A 16,999-nucleotide genomic window follows, 5' to 3' on the forward strand; every position below is an offset into this window, starting at 1 on the left:
GCGGCGAGCCAGAGCGCCGCCGGCTCTGACGCTCAACCACCAGTAAGCCCGCAGCATTCCACCCGCTGGCCTACCGCCCGAAACCGGTCTCTCGTTGGGGTTTGAGCTGGTGAGCCTGCTGGACCTGGTGGGTCTGATCGGATCGGCTCGGTTTGGGTTGTTTGGCCTGGGATGCTCGGGCATGTTCGAGCACGGCGGTTGCTCGTTGGGCCTCGCCTCTGGCCTGATGCAGCTCTGAAAGCGCCTGAGAGAGCCGCATCAGTTCTCCGGCGAGCATTACCCATCCGGCAGTGCCCGCCCCTCCCTTTGTGGATGCTTGTGCAGCTACGCCGGCCATCCCTGTTGGTCATCAGGTGCGACCTGGGAAACCAGATCGGACACTCGAAAGGGTGGATGCTCCACCTCTGGATCCCAAGGGGCGACAGGCAACCAGCCCCAACCCGACCTCAAAACCGAACAGCCCTCAGCTCGATGGCCCGGAAAGTTCCGCTAGGTGCAGACGACCTGATTCAGCGAGAGAGCCGTGACCTCGCCGTCGGCGACAAACGCGCTCAACGCCCCGCCCAGGTCGTAGGAAGCACCTTCGAGCGATGGGTAGTCATTTCGTTGGCCTGCCGCGTCTGAATAGAGGTTGAGCAGTTCGGACTCTTGGGATCCAACCCGAAGTCCAGCCGCCGTTGATCCGCCCAGGTCCCCCTGGCTGTTCAGGCTGATCGAGTAGACCCGTACCCCTGACCCCTCATCGATCGAGATGATGGTCAAACCTGGCCAGGACACCATCTGGGAGTCGACCGGACCTGTGCCCATGCATTCGGTGGGAGCCTCCCCTTCCCGCTGAGGTGGGCCGAGCAGCTTGGAAAACTCGGCTGTCGCCATGGCCGGCTCATCACCGATGGAAACCGGCCCCAGAGACTGCTCGGTCATGACCAGCCCACCCGATGTCGAGGTGTCTGGCGAGGTGTCGGCGACCGGCCCCTCCATGTTCCACGTGCCCTTGGAGTAGGTCCACCGGCTGGGCGCAGAGGCGGTGCGACAACAGTCCTGCTCGCCCGGACGAGCAAATCGTTCGTGGAGCACCGCCGTGGTTCCGTCGAGCTCAAGAGAGTCGGTGGTCACCAGCGACTCGCCACGATCGGATGGCCAGAGCGGATCACCGATCAGCTCCAGCCCATTGGGCCCTTGACGGACGGCCAACCCGACGATCAGCAAGCTTGTTTGCCCGGCGCAACACCCTTCGAGGGTGCCACCGGTGCATTCTGCGGAGATCAATGCATCCTCGGTGCCGTCGCCGTCCAGGTCTCCGTAACCCGCCACCGAGATACCCATCACCGACGCCCATGACCCGTCGGAGTTCTCCGCTTCGCCCTTCCCGTCATTGAGCGGGATCGGCACATCGTTGGTCCATGCTTCGGGAGATCGACAGGATCCCGCCGGCAATGTTGCATTGGTCAGGTCGATCTCGGAGATCGACGCTGACTGCGCCTCCACCCAATCGGCCATCAGGCCCAGGCTGTACACGCCGATCTCGACGTTCTTGGTCAGATTGCTGTGGTAGCACGCGCTGGCCACCGTCATGGCGCCGAGGCGATTCAGACGATCGCCTCCGCGCCTCAACTGGCTGAGCTTCTCCATCACGGACGCGTTCTTGGAGAAGTCACACGTTTGAACACGGGTCGGGCCAGGATCGGCCGTTGCCGAGGCGGTCGTCACCACAACATCGCCAAGATCGACCGACTGCTCGCCGATCAGGGGCGCCTCGAAGAGCCCGATGGGCACTGGCATGGAACCCGCAACCGCTGAGACGTCGCTCGTCGACGGCCAGCGATCGAGCGCTCGAATCGCAGAGGACTTCCAGGCCAGCTTCTTCCCCGCTTCGCTCTTCAGTGACCCGAGTCCGGGCAGCAGAGCGCAGTCCCCGTCCCCCGTGGCCGTGCCCCGATCTCCGCATGCTCTGGTCATCAGCCACAGCAGCCAATTGGTGGGCAACGCGGGATTGGATGCCGCGTCGATGCCGGCGTTGGCAACCGTGGCGAGCGCGGAGCCGTCGTACGGGGTACCGATCGTGATGATCTTTCCCAGCTTCTCGGATCGCGGTTGACCCTCGCCGTCGTCGGTGTTGGCAACCCAGCGGGTGACGAGCCCGCCCATCGAGTGAGCAACAACCGCCACCGGGGTTCCGTGCTTCTCGTACAGACAATCGATGGTCTTGGCGAACTCCCCGCCCACATGCTCGTCGTCAACCCAGCGGAGGGAATTCTTTGTGTACGAAAAGGTGTACACCTGGGCATGCTTGATGCCCTGCGGAACGGTGCCCGTTGCTCCGTCCATCCCCACCATCTGGTCGACGAAGGATCGGGGAGGATCCAGCTTGGTGTAGGGATTGTCCGAGCGATCAAGCTTGGCGGTCCAGGCGGCGTCACTATCGGTGATGCCATGAATGAAGACGATGGGATGGGTGGTTCCGTTGCCGTCCGGGGTTGCTTTGCGGCCCGCCTCCGCCGTTTGGTCATAGGCCCCGCAGACCCACGGATCGCTGGTGGCACCGGACTGTGTGGGAGACACCATGCCGGACAGCACCCCCACCACCAGCAGGATCACGGCGACGGGTCTACCCATCGGACGACTCCCGTGCGGTGACGGTGCTGGAGGGCTGCGGCACGCCGTCCAACTTGAGTGGGTCCAGGGGCATCGTGGCGTAGATCCGCCACTTCCCGTCCACCTCGTGCAGGAAGGCCCAATAGCGGCTGGGCGTCTTCCCATCGACTTCGACGGAGACGTCAATGGTGGCCTGGTCACCCTCCACGAAGACCGACACTGGGTCGGGGGTCAGTTCGGCACCCTCAGGGAGCACCGGCCCCTCAGCGGCCTCCATCGCCACCGGATCCAACGCCGGCCCGGCGCCATCCTCACCGACGACCGCCGCAACGATCCGCTCCACGTCCTCGGTCGAGACCACGGTCGAGACCACGGTCGCGGAGGTCGTCGTCGACGGCGACGTCACCTTGCTGGTGCAGCCGACCGCCATCATTGTTGTGACCGCGAGCACACCCGCTACTCGACGTCGGGTGAGCCATCGAGGCGACAGTGCGGCCAGGGTGGCGGCGTTCGAACAGCAGGAAATCTGAACCACGATCCTGGAAAACGTATCTGCTCCTCCGGTGACGTGAAAAATCTTCATATCCATAGGAACTCATCCCTTCGGCTGAATAAAGCTCAACCGCATTGTGCATGCCAGGGTCACCGACTTGAGGCCACCGGAGACGTCGACCACCCGGTCATCGTTGCGTCCGTCGACCCCATCGGTGCCCGTACGACCCGGACACACTTCGGAAGCCGGCCAGGACCGAATCAGAGTAGGATCGGGGGCTGTCGACACGAGCGACTCCGGCCACGCAACCCAGCACAGTGAGGCCGGTTGAAGACCTCGTGAATGACGAGTTCAACGGGAGATCCGGTCAAACCGACCGACCACCGGTCAGGTCTGGTCCGCACCACCAACCAGGCCCGGCCGACGCTACTGGAGGGTCACGTGACCAGCGACAGCACCACCACCGACGGGACGCCGGAGCATGCAATGAACAGCCCTGAACCCGGTGACGCAGCCGCCGGGGTGGCCGCAATGCCCACCACCGGCACGTCCGACAAAACGGTCGAGCCGGCGGCGAAAGATGGCGGCACCGAAGAAGCGGGCAACAGCTCGAAGCCCGACCTGGCGACCGAAGTGAAACAACTGCGTCGCGAGATCAAGGAGCGGGACCGCGCCTACCGAAAGCTGGTCAAGCGCGACCGCCGCGAGGAGAAGCTGAAGCCCTATCAGGTGGAGCTGCTGAAGCTGCAACGTCATCTGGAGAACACCGACAAGCGCATGATTGTGCTGTTCGAGGGCCGCGACGCCGCCGGCAAGGGCGGCACCATCCGCCGGGTCACCCGCTACATGAACGAGAAGCACTACCGCGTCGTGGCCCTGGGCAAGCCGAGCGACGAGCAGCGCACCCAGTGGTACGTGCAGCGTTACGTCGCCCAGTTTCCCCATGGCGGCGAGATGGTGCTCTTCGACCGCAGTTGGTACAACCGGGCAATGGTCGAACCGGTGTTCGGCTTTTGCACCCAGAAGGAATACGACGACTTCCTGCGCGGCGTTGTCGGATTTGAGAAAGACCTGGTGCGTCAAGGCACGGCCATGGTGAAGCTGTACTTCTCGGTGTCGAAGAAGGAACAGCAACGCCGCTTCGAGCGCCGCCGGGATGACCCCCTGCGGCAATGGAAGCTGTCGGAGATCGACCTGCAGGCCCAGGAGCACTGGGACGAATTCACCACCCACAAGTACGAGATGCTGCGCCGCAGCCACACCGCCCAGACGCCTTGGTCGGTGATTCGCTCGGAGAACAAGCGCAAGGCGCGGCTCAACGCCATGAAGGTGATCCTCAACTCGGTGGACTACGAGGACCGCAACCCAGACCTGGACTTCGTTCCCGACCCCAAGATCGTGCTCTCCGGCGCCCGAGAGGTGGAGCTGATGGAGGCCGAACGCATGCGACGAGGCAAGTTCCGGAGCTAAGCCGAACCCGGGCACGAACAGGAGCACCATGGCGAAAAACGAGAAGAAAAAGAACAAGAAGAAAAACAAAAAGAAGAACAAGGCCAAGGTGGAGCAGCAGCGCGGCCGGCGGATACCGAAAGCCGAGTACGAGGCCGAGCTGCGCCACCTCCAGCGCGAGCTGGTGAAGCTGCAGGAGTGGGTGCGCCACGAAGGGCTGCGGGTGTGCGTGCTCTTCGAGGGGCGCGACGCCGCAGGCAAGGGCGGTTCGATCAAGCGCATTGTGGAACGCACCAATCCCCGTATCGTGCGGGTGGTCGCCCTCGACAAGCCGACCGACCGCGAAGAAACCCAGTGGTACTTCCAGCGCTACGCGGCGCACCTGCCCGCAGCCGGGGAGATCGTGCTGTTCGACCGAAGTTGGTACAACCGTGCCGGGGTCGAGCACGTGATGGGATTCTGCACCGACGACGAGTACGAGGAGTTTTTGCGCTCGTGCCCCGACTTTGAGCGCATGCTGCTGCGCGCCGGGATCATCCTGGTGAAGTACTGGTTCTCGGTGTCCGACGAGGAGCAGGAGAAGCGCTTCCAAGGACGAATCGACAACATCGAGAAGCGCTGGAAGCTGAGCCCGATGGACCTGGAGTCACGGGCCCGATGGGTGGACTACTCCAAGGCGAAGGACCGGATGTTTGCCGCCACCGACACGAAGCAGTCGCCGTGGTGGGTGGTGGAGGCCGACGACAAACGCAAGGCCCGCCTGAACTGCATCCGCCATCTGCTGGGTTCGGTGCCGTATCAAGACCTCACCTCACAGCGTCTGGAGCTGCCGCCCCGCCAGGCTGACACCTACATCAGGCCACCGATCGACACCCAGACGTACGTTTCGGACCACTACCCCTGACGACTCGGCGGTCTTGGAGATTTCGGTGAGTCGGTGGTGGGCCGTGTCAGTTTGAGACAGGGGCGTCTCTGGCGGGTGGCGCGCTGACCGGCACGGGAGGTTGAGGCGCCGGGCAGTCGCCGGTCGCCGGCCTGCGCGCCCACAACTCAAAGCTGTCGCCGTAGCTGCGGTATCGACAGAACCGGGCGTTCAGCACCTCATTGGGCTCGTTGGAACCCGTATCACCCGACGTGTTGGCCTCGTCCCAGCTGTCCCAGAGGTGGGAGAGGATGACCCAATCGGCGCCGGCCAGATCGTCGGCCAGGCCAGAATCGGCCGCATCGGCGATGCCCGGATCCATCTCGATGTAGCGGGTGGCCGGGGTGAGATCGCCGAACATGTAGTACCAGTAGGCGTCGCTGTACGGGGTCTTCGATAGGTCGGACGGACCGACGAAGAGCCGCTGACCCGGCTCGCTCAGGGCATCGAGGTCGGCTGCAAGCGCCTGGGCGGCGGTGGTGATGGGGGTGCCACCCAACCAAAAGTTCTTGCCATCGCGTGCCAGCGACCACTGGGCCGGCGGCGGCGACGAGGCCGACTCGACCACCCGCTCGGCGTAGGGCCGAAGCGTGTAGATGGGCGCAACGATCACCATCGACGCCACCAGTGCCCCACCGAGCACCACAGCCAGCGCCCCGCGATACCGGGGCCGCACCCAACCTCGGGTGAGCTGGAACACCAGGCCGGGCGTCAACGGGATGACGATGCACCCCACCCAGGCAAGGTGCGTGGTGTCGGCCCGCTGCATGGCCTGGGGCAGGATGCCGAGCGCCAGCGGAGCGACGAGCAGCGTGGTGAGGGCACCCCGGTCGGCCCGGATCGCTACGGCACTCCAGCCGCTGCGGTGGGCGACCACCAGGGCGGTCACCACCGCCAGCAGCGTGGCAGCCAGCAGCCCAACGAACCAGAGGAACACCTGCTGAGAGGGCCCGGGCATGGGCAGGGGCCAACTGGGCGGGGCGATCATGGCCGCCCGCTGTGCGAACCCGTCGATCGAGCCCCACGACGGCGGAACCGGCAGCGCCCGCCCGGCGCGCAGATCGAACACCGGCTGGATGAGCATGCCCTTGATGGCGGCCCCGGGACCGGCGAGCGCAAGCTGGATCAGAATGAGTGAGCCGACGGCCATCACCGACGCGCCCGCCTTCCACAACCGCTTCCGGCCGTCGCCCGCCAGCCAGAGGGCGACCACGCCCACCAGGCCCACCACCAGCACGAGGTCGGGCCGAAACAGCAGAGCCGCGCCGCCCAGGACACCCGTCGCCACGAGCGGCGCGGTGTGATCCGAATCGTCGGCGAGCGCCCAGCGAAGCGCCACCACCGAGCCCACCAGCAAGGCCAGCCCGCCGTTCCAGGCCAGGGCGACCAGACCAACGGCGGTCAGCGAAATGACCGCGCAGGCCACCCCGGCGATCACCATCATGCGGCGACCCCAGGCCCGGGCCAGCGCAGCGACACCTCCGATGATGCCCGTCAACTGCAACAGGCCGAACCAACGCTCGGCAGCCAGGTTGACCCCGAACACCTTGTACCAGGCGGCGAGCGCCCAGAGGCCACCAGGACCGTAGAGGTGCAGAAAGTCCTTGTTGGGCACGTCGCCCGCCAGCACCCGCTGAGGGAAGGCCAACATGAAGCCCTCCTCCATGGGTACGCCCTGGCGGCGCAACAACTCACGCAACGGGGCCAACACCGCAAGCACCACGATGGCCACCCCCACGCCGGTGCGCAGGCGCGGACGCGCACCCCACCAACCCCCGAGGGCGGTGCGCGGCTTCGCATCATCGAGATCGGTCGGCTGCTCAGCACCGTGATCTTGGAGGTGCTGACCGTCGACGTGGCGATCGCCGAGGTGCTGGCCGGCGGGAGCGGGCCGCGCCGCAAGGATCGGGGCGGCGGCCGACGTGGTCAGCACCCGCGCCGCGCCGCGGCGCAGCGCGGCGGACAGGGCCACCGCTGCGAACACGATCACCGCCAGATCGAGCGGAGGACGAAACCGAACGTGGCCGTAGACGAGGACGCTGACCGCCACCACCATGACCACCTGCGACCACAGCGGCCACGCCCATCGGCCGCGGCGTCGCAACAACCAGGCGCCGACCGCAGCGATGGGCAGCATCGACCACCACATCACCTGGCCGAACTGGGTCCAACCCAGCGGTCGCCCCTCGATCGACAGGATCCTCGCCCCCTGAGCCGGTCGGTAGACCTCGAGCACACGACCGATGCGGGCCGCCACGACCACCGGCCAGCGGCTCTTGTGCGACATGGCGTAGTCGATGCCCTTGTCACGCCAGAACTTGACCCGTACCGACTCGTCGCGTGGCTCCTGAACCACCTGCCGCTCGCGCTCCTGGCACGGGAACGACCAGTACCCGATGAAGTCGCCGTAATAGCTGTCGACGCAGTTGGCGTAGTACAGCACCTCGTCGGAATTGGACGACAGGGTGATCGGCTGCTCGAACGCGGTCATGTTGCGGGCCAACCACGGCACGATGGGAAGCGCAACAGCCAGCGCAGCGATGCCGAGGCGGAGGGTCCGCTCCTTCCATGGCGGCCGGCTACCCATCGGCTCGCCGGGCGGCGTTTCATCCGACGCAACGGAGCCTTCGGCCTTCGCCGCCCGAGAGCGGCACCACCTCCGCAACGGGTACGGACCAAAGAACACCAGGGGCGCCACCAGCATCGGAGCCAGGATGAGCGCCTCGCCCCGGGTGAGCACGGCGCCGGACACGGCCAGGCCCAGCCACACGGCGCCCCACCGGCTGGGCCGATCGCTGTAGGCGAACGCGGCCCACACGGTGAGCGCGATGAACAGGGTGAACAGCCCCTCAGACCAGAGGATCCCGTCGACGATCCAGAACTGCGGGTAGAACGCTGCGAGGGCTGCGGCGATCCACCCCGCCCAGTCGCCGCCCAGGCGGCGAGCGATCAACCCGATCACGACCACGACGCCCACCCCGGCCACAATCGACAGGGTCTTGTGGGCCAGGTAGGTGTCGGCGCCCAGGAACGAACTGATCGACAGGTACATCGAATAGAGCGGTGGATGGATGGCGGTCGGTTCCAGGGTGCCGTCCATCGTCCAGCGGAACGGCTCGGAGAAGCCCCGCCCGGCGCTGAGCAGACCTGCCTGAATGTGATAGTAGAACGGGTCGCCGCCATCCGGACGCACCGTGGTGATGTGCAGCACCGACACCAGCCGCCAGAGCAACCCGGCGATGCCGATGCCCCACATGCCGGCGGCGAAGGTGGGGAGGCGTCGATCGAGGTACGTCAACGACGGGCGTTGCACGAGACCCCAGGTGAGGGCCGCGAGCAGCACCACGATGGGGATGACGAACAACGCCATGCGCAGGAACGACAGGTTGAACGCGGCGTCGGGATGCCGGGATCCGTAGACGGTGATCACCAGGCCATGCCACAGAAACACGCCGTAGGCCAGACGGGCCGGCCACCGGCCCAGGCCCCAGGGCAGTGTCGGCACAGCAAACCAAGGCCCGCGGGATCCCGCCGCAACGGCGATCACCAACCCGGCACCGATCGCCAGGGTGAGGACATGACGAGCCCACTCCTGGGGGGCCGGGAACACCAACGCCTGACGGGACAGCCCAAGCGCCACCAGCACGACGAATGCCACCACCGCCACCGCAGCACCGGCGAACGAAATGCGCCGCCACACCTGCGCCGACCAGGCAGACGACTCGCCCTGCTCGATGCGTCGCTCCCGAACCACCTGCGCCAGCGCCAACGCCATGCCGACCGCAAAGGTGTCGAGGTGATTGAACAGCCAGGCCCTGCGGCTGAGCACGGTGAGCTGAGGTGCATCCAGCGACACGACCCAGGTGCGGAACACGACGGCGACGAGCACCATGGCGGCCAGGCCGATCCACTGGTGACGCACCCGTCGGGACTCCTCGGCCGATGGCCTGGCCACGCACCAGGCAAACAGCGGCAGAAACACGCAGAACGCTGCGCCTGTGGCCAGCGCCCAGGCCAGGGGGATGGGCCCAAGGAACGTGTCCGGGGCATAGATGTTGGTGAGCGTCAGGTAGGAGGCCAGGTCGAGCGCGGTCATCGGCTGGGCCTGCCGATAGATGAACGCGGCGATCAGCAACACCACCCAGTAGGCAGGGAGGAATCGGAGCGCCAACCGCCGAAGCGAGCGGCGCGCCGCGGGCCGGGCGGTGTCCGCCGTGACGGCCCGGGCAAGTGGCAGATACAGCAGGTACCCGGCCATGACGAACAGCACGGTGATGCCAACATCGAGCCGGGCGGTCACCGCACCGAGCGAGAACCGATGACCATTGGCCGCGGCCGCCATCGACCCCAGCGCCACGGCGGTGACGGCACCCAACGCCAGCATGGCAAACGCCGAGCCGCCACGGGGGCCGGCGGCCGATGGGGCGCCCGTTGGCACTGGCGAGTCCCTGGTCGGCACGGGGGGTGAGGCTAGTTGACCGGTCAGGCCATCAGGCGACGTCGGGCCCGCTCGGCGACCAGCAGACCGGCACACAGGGCGAGCGCCACCAACGTGATCACCAGCCCGCTGAGCAACCCCGGCGGGCGGTAGTGGAACTCGACCCTTCCCGGGCCGTCGATGGGCACCGCCATGTGGTTGTGGTTGGCCCGCACGATCGGTACCGATACGCCGTCGATGTCGGCGGTCCAGCCGGGCGCGTCGTTGGCTCCAACCAGCAGCCAGGCAGGCCCGGCGGAGCGCACATCGACGACGATGCTGTTGATGCCCTGGTCGGTCACCTTCGCCGAGGTGCGTGAACCCTGCTTTGCCGCCTCATCGTTGCGGGACGCGATCGTCGCCTCGCTGAGGTCCGAGTCGGCCACGGCGGCCGCGCTGGTGAAGATGGGCGCGTTGGGGCTGGACGCCAGCGGCAGCGCCTCGAACACTGCAGCGTCGGTGTTGAGCACCTTGAGGTCGTCGCGCACCGAGACGACGCCGGCGGAATTGCCTAAACGCAGCAGGTTGCCGTCGGGGCCGCTGTAGGCGACCTCGTAGGGGCGCAGCGGCGCCAGCCTGGGGTCGTTGGGGTCGATCTCGGGCACGGTCACCACGGCGGTGACGCCCTGCGAGCGCAACGCGGCGTAGTTGGTGACGCCGACCTCCAGGTTGGTCACGAACGCACCAACCAGCGGATCGGACAGCACCTGCTTCACCGGCATGCCGCCCAGGTAACGGAGCGTCTGGGCTGCCGGGAGGGGCAGGGTGGAGTCGTAGCCGGAGGTGGAATCAAGGCCGACGGCGGCGGCGTGGTTGGACCGAAGGATCGCTGGGCCACCCTCGGTCCACTTGACGTGGTCCAGCACGATCGGAGCCAGGCGGCCCGCACCGGGGGCGTCCTGCTGGAGTTTTCGAGCCTCGCGGATCAGCGGGGTATCTGGAAACCAATGGGCGTCGTCGCGGGGCTGAAACGGCGGGTTGAGGTTGTGGCCCAGCGGCACCAGTTGCGCCACCGTCAGCACGCAGATCGACACTCCGGCCACCGGCGCCGCCATGGCCCACCGACCCGCAGCCGCCGTTGGCCATCGTCGCTGCACCAACTCGACGAGCAGATCGAAGCCCAACGCCGCAGCCAGCACCGCACCGAGGGCAAACCACCCGGCCAGGCGCCCGTAGGGGTAGAACACGTCCATGCCCGGCACCAGGTCGTAGGCCAGGCGTCCCAACCAGCCCACCGTGGCCACGCCCGCGGTCACGATCATGATCGTGCGGGCCAGAGCCGATCCCGGACGTCGACTGAAGAACCCCACCACCGCAAGCAACGCCACCACCGTGCCCACGAAGGCCAGATGATAGTTCATGACCCCGGTGGTCATAGTGGTGAACGACGGCCCGACGACGAACTCGGAGGTGAAGGTTGCAGCGGGTGTCTCGAACGCCTTGAGAAGATCGACCGGGAACGCCTTTCGAGGCGTTTGGGTGAGGTTCACCAGGGTGGGCACCAACACCACCGCCGACAGTGCGCCGCCCAGCCCGAAGGCCACGGGAGGTCGCCACAGGTGACCCCAGGCGTCGGAGCGGTCGCCGGATCGCCAGGAGCGGACGGCCGAAGTGAGGCCCAGCGCCGCGGCGTACAGCAACGCGATCAGCCAACCGAGCAACTGCCACAGCAGGTGGCCCGAGATGATCATGACGGCAAACCCGGCTGCGGTCGCCACCACCGAACCCATGGTTTTGCGGCGCCACATGCGGTGAACAAGCAGCGGCCCCAGCGGCAACGCCACCAACATCGACGTGACCACCTCGAGGTGCACCCACCCCAGGTTGAAGCTTCCCAGCATCCAGGCCGTACCGGCGATCACCGCCGCCAGGGCGGAGCGCTTGAACTCCCGACACAGGAGGTAGGTGACGAGGCCGCCGGCCACCAGGTGGAACGCAACGTACAGGTCGTGAGCCCAACGCTCCGGCGCCATCGCTGCGATCAGCCGAGGCGGGTACAGCTGCCCGCTGGTTCCGTTGGCGTAGAGCGGGGCACCGCCGGAGAAGACGTCGGGCGACCAAAACGGCAGCGTGCCCTCATCCAGCGCGGCCTGCAGCTGCAACTGCCACGGATAGCTCAGGTCGGCCGAGTCGAACTGCGCCGGAACCTGGGGGGGTCCGTCCTGAGCGGTCCAGGGGTACACGTCGGTCTGCCTGGATCCGACGACCGAGAACGACTTGCCACCGAACAGCGGAGCGAGAAACACGGCGGCCACCATGACGAACCACACCGCCGCAACCAGGTGTTCGCGCGGGGTTCCTCGGGTCGGAGCCAGACCCCAGCCGTCGGTGGCGTCGTCGATTGACTGCTCGGCGGGCGGCCTCAGGCCCACCCGAATCTTGGTCCACACCGAGGACGACGGTTCGGACGACGGTTCGGACGATGGCTTGGGCGAGGGTTCGGGCGATTGCGTGGACGGATCGTCTGTCACCGGGGTCTCATCACTCATGTTGCGAGGCTCCATGCCACTGCGCTGAGGCCGACCGCACCCGCCACCCAAACGATGGCCAGGTAGGGCGCAGGAAGCGCACGACCGTGGCGGATCGGCGCCTCCACCAGGTGGAAGCTGAGGGCGGCGACGACCAGCGTCAGCACCACCCGGGTGACAAACAACGCCGGACGGTTGTCGGAATAGAAAATGTCACGGGTGGCCAGGAAGATCGGCCAATGAAACAGATACACGCCATAGCTGATGCGACCCAGGTAGCGCAGAGGTGGCAGGGCCAGCACCTTGGCAAGGGAGCCCTCGGCCAACGCCCCGTACACCAGGGCCGCGGAGGCGACGGCCACCAGCACCAAGCCCCCATGCACAATCCACGCCTGTGGTTCGCGGGCCACCTGCCAGATCACCAGCGTGGCCGCCAGACCCGCCCAACCCAACACGTCGGCGAACCGCTCGTTGACCACCCGCCAGGTGGGGACCGCCAACGCCAAAAGCGAGCCGACGAAAATCTCCCCCATGCGCACATCGGTGCGGAACTGCTCCATCAATGGTGCCGACGGGCCAAAGGCAGCACTGGGCGTGATCAGCAACGATGCCAGGATCGAGGCGACCACCCCGGCGCCACACACCCACGCCAGCGCACGGCGTGACCGCCCGGCGGCAACGGCTCCAACCGCCAGGACGACCACCGGGAACACCACGTAAAACTGCTCTTCAACCGCCAGCGACCAGAGCGGCGAGTACGGCGACAGGAACCTGGTCACCGCGGTGCCGCCCTCGGCGATGATGCGCCAGTTGAACACGTTGCCAAACACCGACACCGTGTCCCAACCCATGCCCGTTCGGGGCCAGGCCGAGGGCACCGCCACGGTGATGGCCAACACCAGCGCCACGTTGAGGAACGAGGCCGGCGCCAGGCGACGAATACGCCTGGACCAGAAGTTGGGCAGTGCGATCGTGTCGGTGCGATCACGCTCCCGCATCAGCAGCGAGGTGATGAGAAAACCCGACAGGGTGAAGAAGGTGGAGACGCCCAGAAACCCACCCGGCTGGGAACCGATGGCGGTGTGATAGAGAAAAACCGCCGCAACGGCCAGCGCCCGGATGCCATCGAGCGAGTCGACGTACCCTCGGGGCCGTTCAACGGTGAGGGGTCGGGTCATGGTGCGGGCAGCGTGCCCGGAGGTGCCCGGAACACCGCCGTTTCCTCGCCCAGTTCGGTGAGGCGGGTGAGCTTGTTGAACGTCGCCTTGGGGATGTCCTGGGTGCCGAACAGGTAGACGGCCACGGGCGCGTCGGGGTCGTAGTCGATGCCCGCCGCCCCCAGCTCGTCCGCCACCTCGGACTTGAGCCGAGCGGTCTCGGCCCGCTGCGCGGCGTTACGCGGATCGAACGACGCCAACTCCTCCACCCCGGCGGTGGCCCGCCAGGCCTTGGTCCGGCTGCCGGTCACCACCCACAGCTCAGCGTCGGCCTGTCCCGGCTGAATCACCCGATGCGGTTCGACGGCGGCCGAGAACTGAGGCGGGGCACCCACGTGAAAGCCGCGCCGCTCCAACTCGAGGATGGTGCCGAAGCCGAGGCCACCCAGGTTGAGCGGGTCCTCCCAGCGCACGTCGTAGGTGGCCTCGGGGTCGAGAGCACCGACGATCGGGTTGATCAGCTCGGGCATCTGAGCCCAACTGTTCTGATACGGGATCTCCGTGGAGACCATGCGGGCGGTGTTGAGACCGCCGAGCGCCACGAGCACGCCGACGGCGCCGATCGTCGCAACGCGTCGCACCTTCGAGCCATCGGCCCGCTCGCCGAAGCGGGCCCACAACTCACGGACGACCGGCCACAGCGTGGCCACGATCATCATGGCGGTCAGGCCGACCACCCAGCGAAACAGGTACAGCACCACCACGCCGAAGGCCCGGGAGATTGACAGGGCACTCACCGCCACCGCCACACCCACCACGACATCGAGACGAACCACGTCCCACCAGCGCCGACGCCACGCGAGCACCATCGAAGCCAGCCAGGCCAGCACCATGGCCAGGCCCAGCCACAGCGAACCCTCGATGAACAGCCCGCCGGTGATCCACTGGCCGAACGGATCGAGCAGTCGCAGCGTGATGCGTGCCGCCTGGCCCATGCCCAACACCGCTTCGTCCGGGGAGGTGAAGTGCTGCCAGAGAATGGTGAGGTTGCCGGGATCGTGGGTGAACTGGTCGACCACCGGGGGGCTCCACATCAAGGCACCCACCACGGCCGCAACCACCACGTCGACACCAAAGCTGCGAGGGGTCATGGCGCCGAGGTCGCCGAACGACGAATCCCCGTCGGCCCCGCGGCGGGCCCACCACAACTGGGCGACCACTCCGGCGATTGCGGACAGCACCAAGGCGGGCGCCACCACGGCATAGCCGGCGTGAGCCTGAACCGCCACCGACGCCGCAGCGACCGCAAGGGGCAGGGTGCGGCGTCCCGTCAGCGCCGCCCACACCGCCACAACCAGCACGGTAAAGGGCCACAGCGCCATCCACGGGTTCCACAGCTGGGTGCCCGCATCCAGCCCGTACCCGCCAAGCAGCACGGCGAAGGTCACGGCGACACCCGCCATCACGGCCGTGCCCGCCACTCGCCGAACCAGCCACAACGCCGTGGTCACCCAGGCGGCCCCCAGGATGGCGACCGCGGCCTCGGACGCCCAGGCCGAGCGTCCGAGCACCAGGTAGAACGGGTAGGCCGCCCAGAAGAACGCCGGGCCGGGATGGTTGCCCTGCACCCCGGCGTCGGACACGATGCGGCCCGCCGCGCCCACCAGCGGAGGGTGGGAGGGGAAGCTGCGCAACCGCAACTCGGCCTGGGCCAGGTCGCCGGTGGGATACCAGTGACGAAACGCCAACACCACCACGGTGATCGCCAACGGAACGAGCACCAGCGCCGCAGCAACGGCCACCTCCCGGCGTGATCTCGCCGGGGCCTCGGTCACCGGGCCTCCATTGGATCGTCGGCGGGCACCGTGTCATCAAGAAGCACCGTGTCATCGAGAGGCACTGTGTCATCGAGAAGCACTGTGTCCGGGGGGCCGAAGAGCCCCGCCGCCAACACGATGAGAAACGGGATCACGGGAACCTTGAACCGTGGCTCACCGAAGAAGGCCAGCGGCACGACCGCCATCACCAACATGGTCCACACAAACATCTGCCGCCGGGGACCCCGCCACCACTCGCGGCGCCACAACAATGCCACCAGGCCACCGATACCCACCACGACGTAGGCGACGTTGGCGGCGATGCGCAGCGCGCCCTCCTGAAGGGGCGACAGCCACAACTCGTGCTGGTAGTCCTGCACCACCATCACCGCGTCGTCGTCGGCGTGAAAGGTCTGGTAGATGCGGCTGACCATCAGGCGGGGTTCCTCGCCAGGATGCTCGATGGTCCATCGGATCGACCGCTTGGTGAGTTCCTTGTCGTGGGCCACCTCCGCCGCGGTGCCGTCGGTGGTGTCGCCGGCCACGGCCACGCACCCCGGACGCAGGTGGAACCCGCCGGTGGCCTGAGAGCTGTGGCCGATGCACAGGTTGTCGCCGGTGTTGGTCGAGATGAGCACCACCTGGTTCATACGCAGGGTGTTGCGCACCGTCCAGGCGCCGACCACCGCAAGGGTGGCAACCACTGCCACCGCACTCCACCTCATGGCGGAGGCCCGACTCCAGCCGCGGGCCGGGCCATCTTTCCCGGAGGCCGCAGTACGGCCTCGAAGCCAGATCACCACCAGCACCCCAACCGCAGGAAGCGCAATGGGTCGAACCAGCGCCGCCATGCCGAACAGCACTCCGAAACCGCCGGCGCGCAGCCACGCCTGTCGGCCTGTCCACGACTCGAACGGCACGGCCAACAGCACGTGTAGCGAGGCCAGAATCAAGAAGATGTAGAACGTCTCGGACAGGACCCCCGAGGTGTGCATGACCAGGTTTGGGTACAGCGCAAGGCCCAACGCGGCAATCAGGCCCGCCTTGGCCGACCACAGGCTTCGGCCAAGGCGACCGAGGAAATACACCGAACCGGCACCAAGAAACGCCTGGACCACCGCAATGGCGTAGGGCAGCCGATCCTCAAACGACCCGAACGGGCGCATTACGAAGGCGATCGCCCCGATGAAGATCGGGTATCCCGGCGGGTAGTAGGTGGTCGGTTGCGCCGTGGAGAAATCGATGTAGCCCTTGCCCAGAGCAATATCTCTGGCCGCCGCCAGGTAACGCGTCATGTCGGTGAGGCCTTGGGGCTGTCGCGCGGCGAACACCACCCAGATCAGGCGGACGACCAGAGCAAGGGCCACCACCATCCACAGCCGCCGCTGAAACGAGCTCCGCGAAGCGATGTCGGCGTCGGCGTCGACGGAGGGGTCGTTGAAGGGCTCGACCGCAGGGGAGTCTGATGCAGAGGGGTCGAGCGGTGAGGGATCGGTGCGAGTGGAGGCGGTGCTCTCGTCGCGAGGGGGTTGGGCCACGCTGCGAGCGTAGTTGTCCAAGCGCCTCACGGCCTGGAGCGAACCCGGCATGGAACCCGTTGGCCGCAACCGACAGCCAGGTT

Annotated in this window: 10 protein-coding genes; 3 read left to right on the plus strand and 7 right to left on the minus strand. The window is 67.0% G+C overall.

Annotation, left to right across the window (positions count from 1 at the left end; all coding sequences use genetic code 11):
- Positions 1-109 precede the first annotated feature (109 nt).
- A complete protein-coding gene (locus tag MPARV_RS25775) occupies positions 110-238 on the plus strand; it encodes a hypothetical protein (protein WP_020377269.1) in 129 nt (42 codons plus the stop codon).
- 251 nt (positions 239-489) lie between these two features.
- On the opposite strand, the gene MPARV_RS0103525 is transcribed toward MPARV_RS25775, so the two are convergent.
- Both MPARV_RS0103525 and MPARV_RS0103530 read right to left on the minus strand, forming a co-directional pair.
- Complete coding sequence (locus MPARV_RS0103525; protein WP_157789440.1) at positions 490-2,616, minus strand: esterase/lipase family protein; 2,127 nt, start codon at positions 2,614-2,616, stop codon at positions 490-492.
- Positions 2,609-3,184: a hypothetical protein gene (locus tag MPARV_RS0103530; RefSeq protein WP_157789441.1), complete on the minus strand. Its 576-nt coding sequence runs from the start codon at positions 3,182-3,184 to the stop codon at positions 2,609-2,611. The genes MPARV_RS0103525 and MPARV_RS0103530 overlap by 8 nt, the downstream gene beginning before the upstream one ends.
- A gap of 246 nt (positions 3,185-3,430) precedes the next feature.
- Here MPARV_RS0103530 and ppk2 (MPARV_RS20750) point away from each other — a divergent pair, with 246 nt between their 5' ends.
- Entirely contained in the window at positions 3,431-4,558 is a 1,128-nt protein-coding gene (ppk2, locus tag MPARV_RS20750) for a polyphosphate kinase 2 (RefSeq protein WP_020377272.1), read from the plus strand.
- A gap of 28 nt (positions 4,559-4,586) precedes the next feature.
- Positions 4,587-5,441, plus strand: a complete 855-nt coding sequence (gene ppk2, locus MPARV_RS0103545; protein ID WP_020377273.1) for a polyphosphate kinase 2 — start codon at positions 4,587-4,589, stop codon at positions 5,439-5,441.
- Between the two features lie 46 nt (positions 5,442-5,487).
- On the opposite strand, the gene MPARV_RS0103550 is transcribed toward ppk2 (MPARV_RS0103545), so the two are convergent.
- The 5 genes from MPARV_RS0103550 to MPARV_RS0103570 are packed head-to-tail and all read right to left on the minus strand — an operon-like array spanning position 5,488 to position 16,916.
- Entirely contained in the window at positions 5,488-9,918 is a 4,431-nt protein-coding gene (locus MPARV_RS0103550; RefSeq protein WP_157789442.1) for a glycosyltransferase family 39 protein, read from the minus strand.
- Positions 9,919-9,941: 23 nt separating this feature from the next.
- Positions 9,942-12,425 (minus strand): YfhO family protein, encoded by a 2,484-nt coding sequence (locus MPARV_RS0103555; protein ID WP_020377274.1) that lies wholly within the window; start codon positions 12,423-12,425, stop codon positions 9,942-9,944.
- Positions 12,422-13,582, minus strand: coding sequence for an acyltransferase family protein (locus MPARV_RS0103560; RefSeq protein ID WP_020377275.1), 1,161 nt, complete (start codon positions 13,580-13,582; stop codon positions 12,422-12,424). Before MPARV_RS0103560 ends, MPARV_RS0103555 begins: the two co-directional genes overlap by 4 nt.
- A complete protein-coding gene (locus MPARV_RS0103565; protein WP_012227408.1) occupies positions 13,579-15,396 on the minus strand; it encodes a hypothetical protein in 1,818 nt (605 codons plus the stop codon). Before MPARV_RS0103565 ends, MPARV_RS0103560 begins: the two co-directional genes overlap by 4 nt.
- Complete coding sequence (locus MPARV_RS0103570; RefSeq protein WP_157789443.1) at positions 15,393-16,916, minus strand: ArnT family glycosyltransferase; 1,524 nt, start codon at positions 16,914-16,916, stop codon at positions 15,393-15,395. The genes MPARV_RS0103565 and MPARV_RS0103570 overlap by 4 nt, the downstream gene beginning before the upstream one ends.
- Positions 16,917-16,999 lie beyond the last annotated feature (83 nt).

The sequence above is a fragment of the Candidatus Microthrix parvicella Bio17-1 genome, from assembly GCF_000299415.1.
Taxonomy (GTDB): domain Bacteria; phylum Actinomycetota; class Acidimicrobiia; order Acidimicrobiales; family Microtrichaceae; genus Microthrix; species Microthrix parvicella.

Bases quoted from the DNA above. Each gene is read 5' to 3' on its own strand.
- MPARV_RS0103525 (WP_157789440.1), bottom strand. From the start codon at position 2,616: ATGGGTAGACCCGTCGCCGTGATCCTGCTGGTGGTGGGGGTGCTGTCC.
- MPARV_RS0103530 (WP_157789441.1), bottom strand. From the start codon at position 3,184: ATGGATATGAAGATTTTTCACGTCACCGGAGGAGCAGATACGTTTTCC.
- ppk2 (WP_020377272.1), top strand. From the start codon at position 3,431: ATGACGAGTTCAACGGGAGATCCGGTCAAACCGACCGACCACCGGTCA.
- ppk2 (WP_020377273.1), top strand. From the start codon at position 4,587: ATGGCGAAAAACGAGAAGAAAAAGAACAAGAAGAAAAACAAAAAGAAG.
- MPARV_RS0103555 (WP_020377274.1), bottom strand. From the start codon at position 12,425: ATGAGTGATGAGACCCCGGTGACAGACGATCCGTCCACGCAATCGCCC.
- MPARV_RS0103560 (WP_020377275.1), bottom strand. From the start codon at position 13,582: ATGACCCGACCCCTCACCGTTGAACGGCCCCGAGGGTACGTCGACTCG.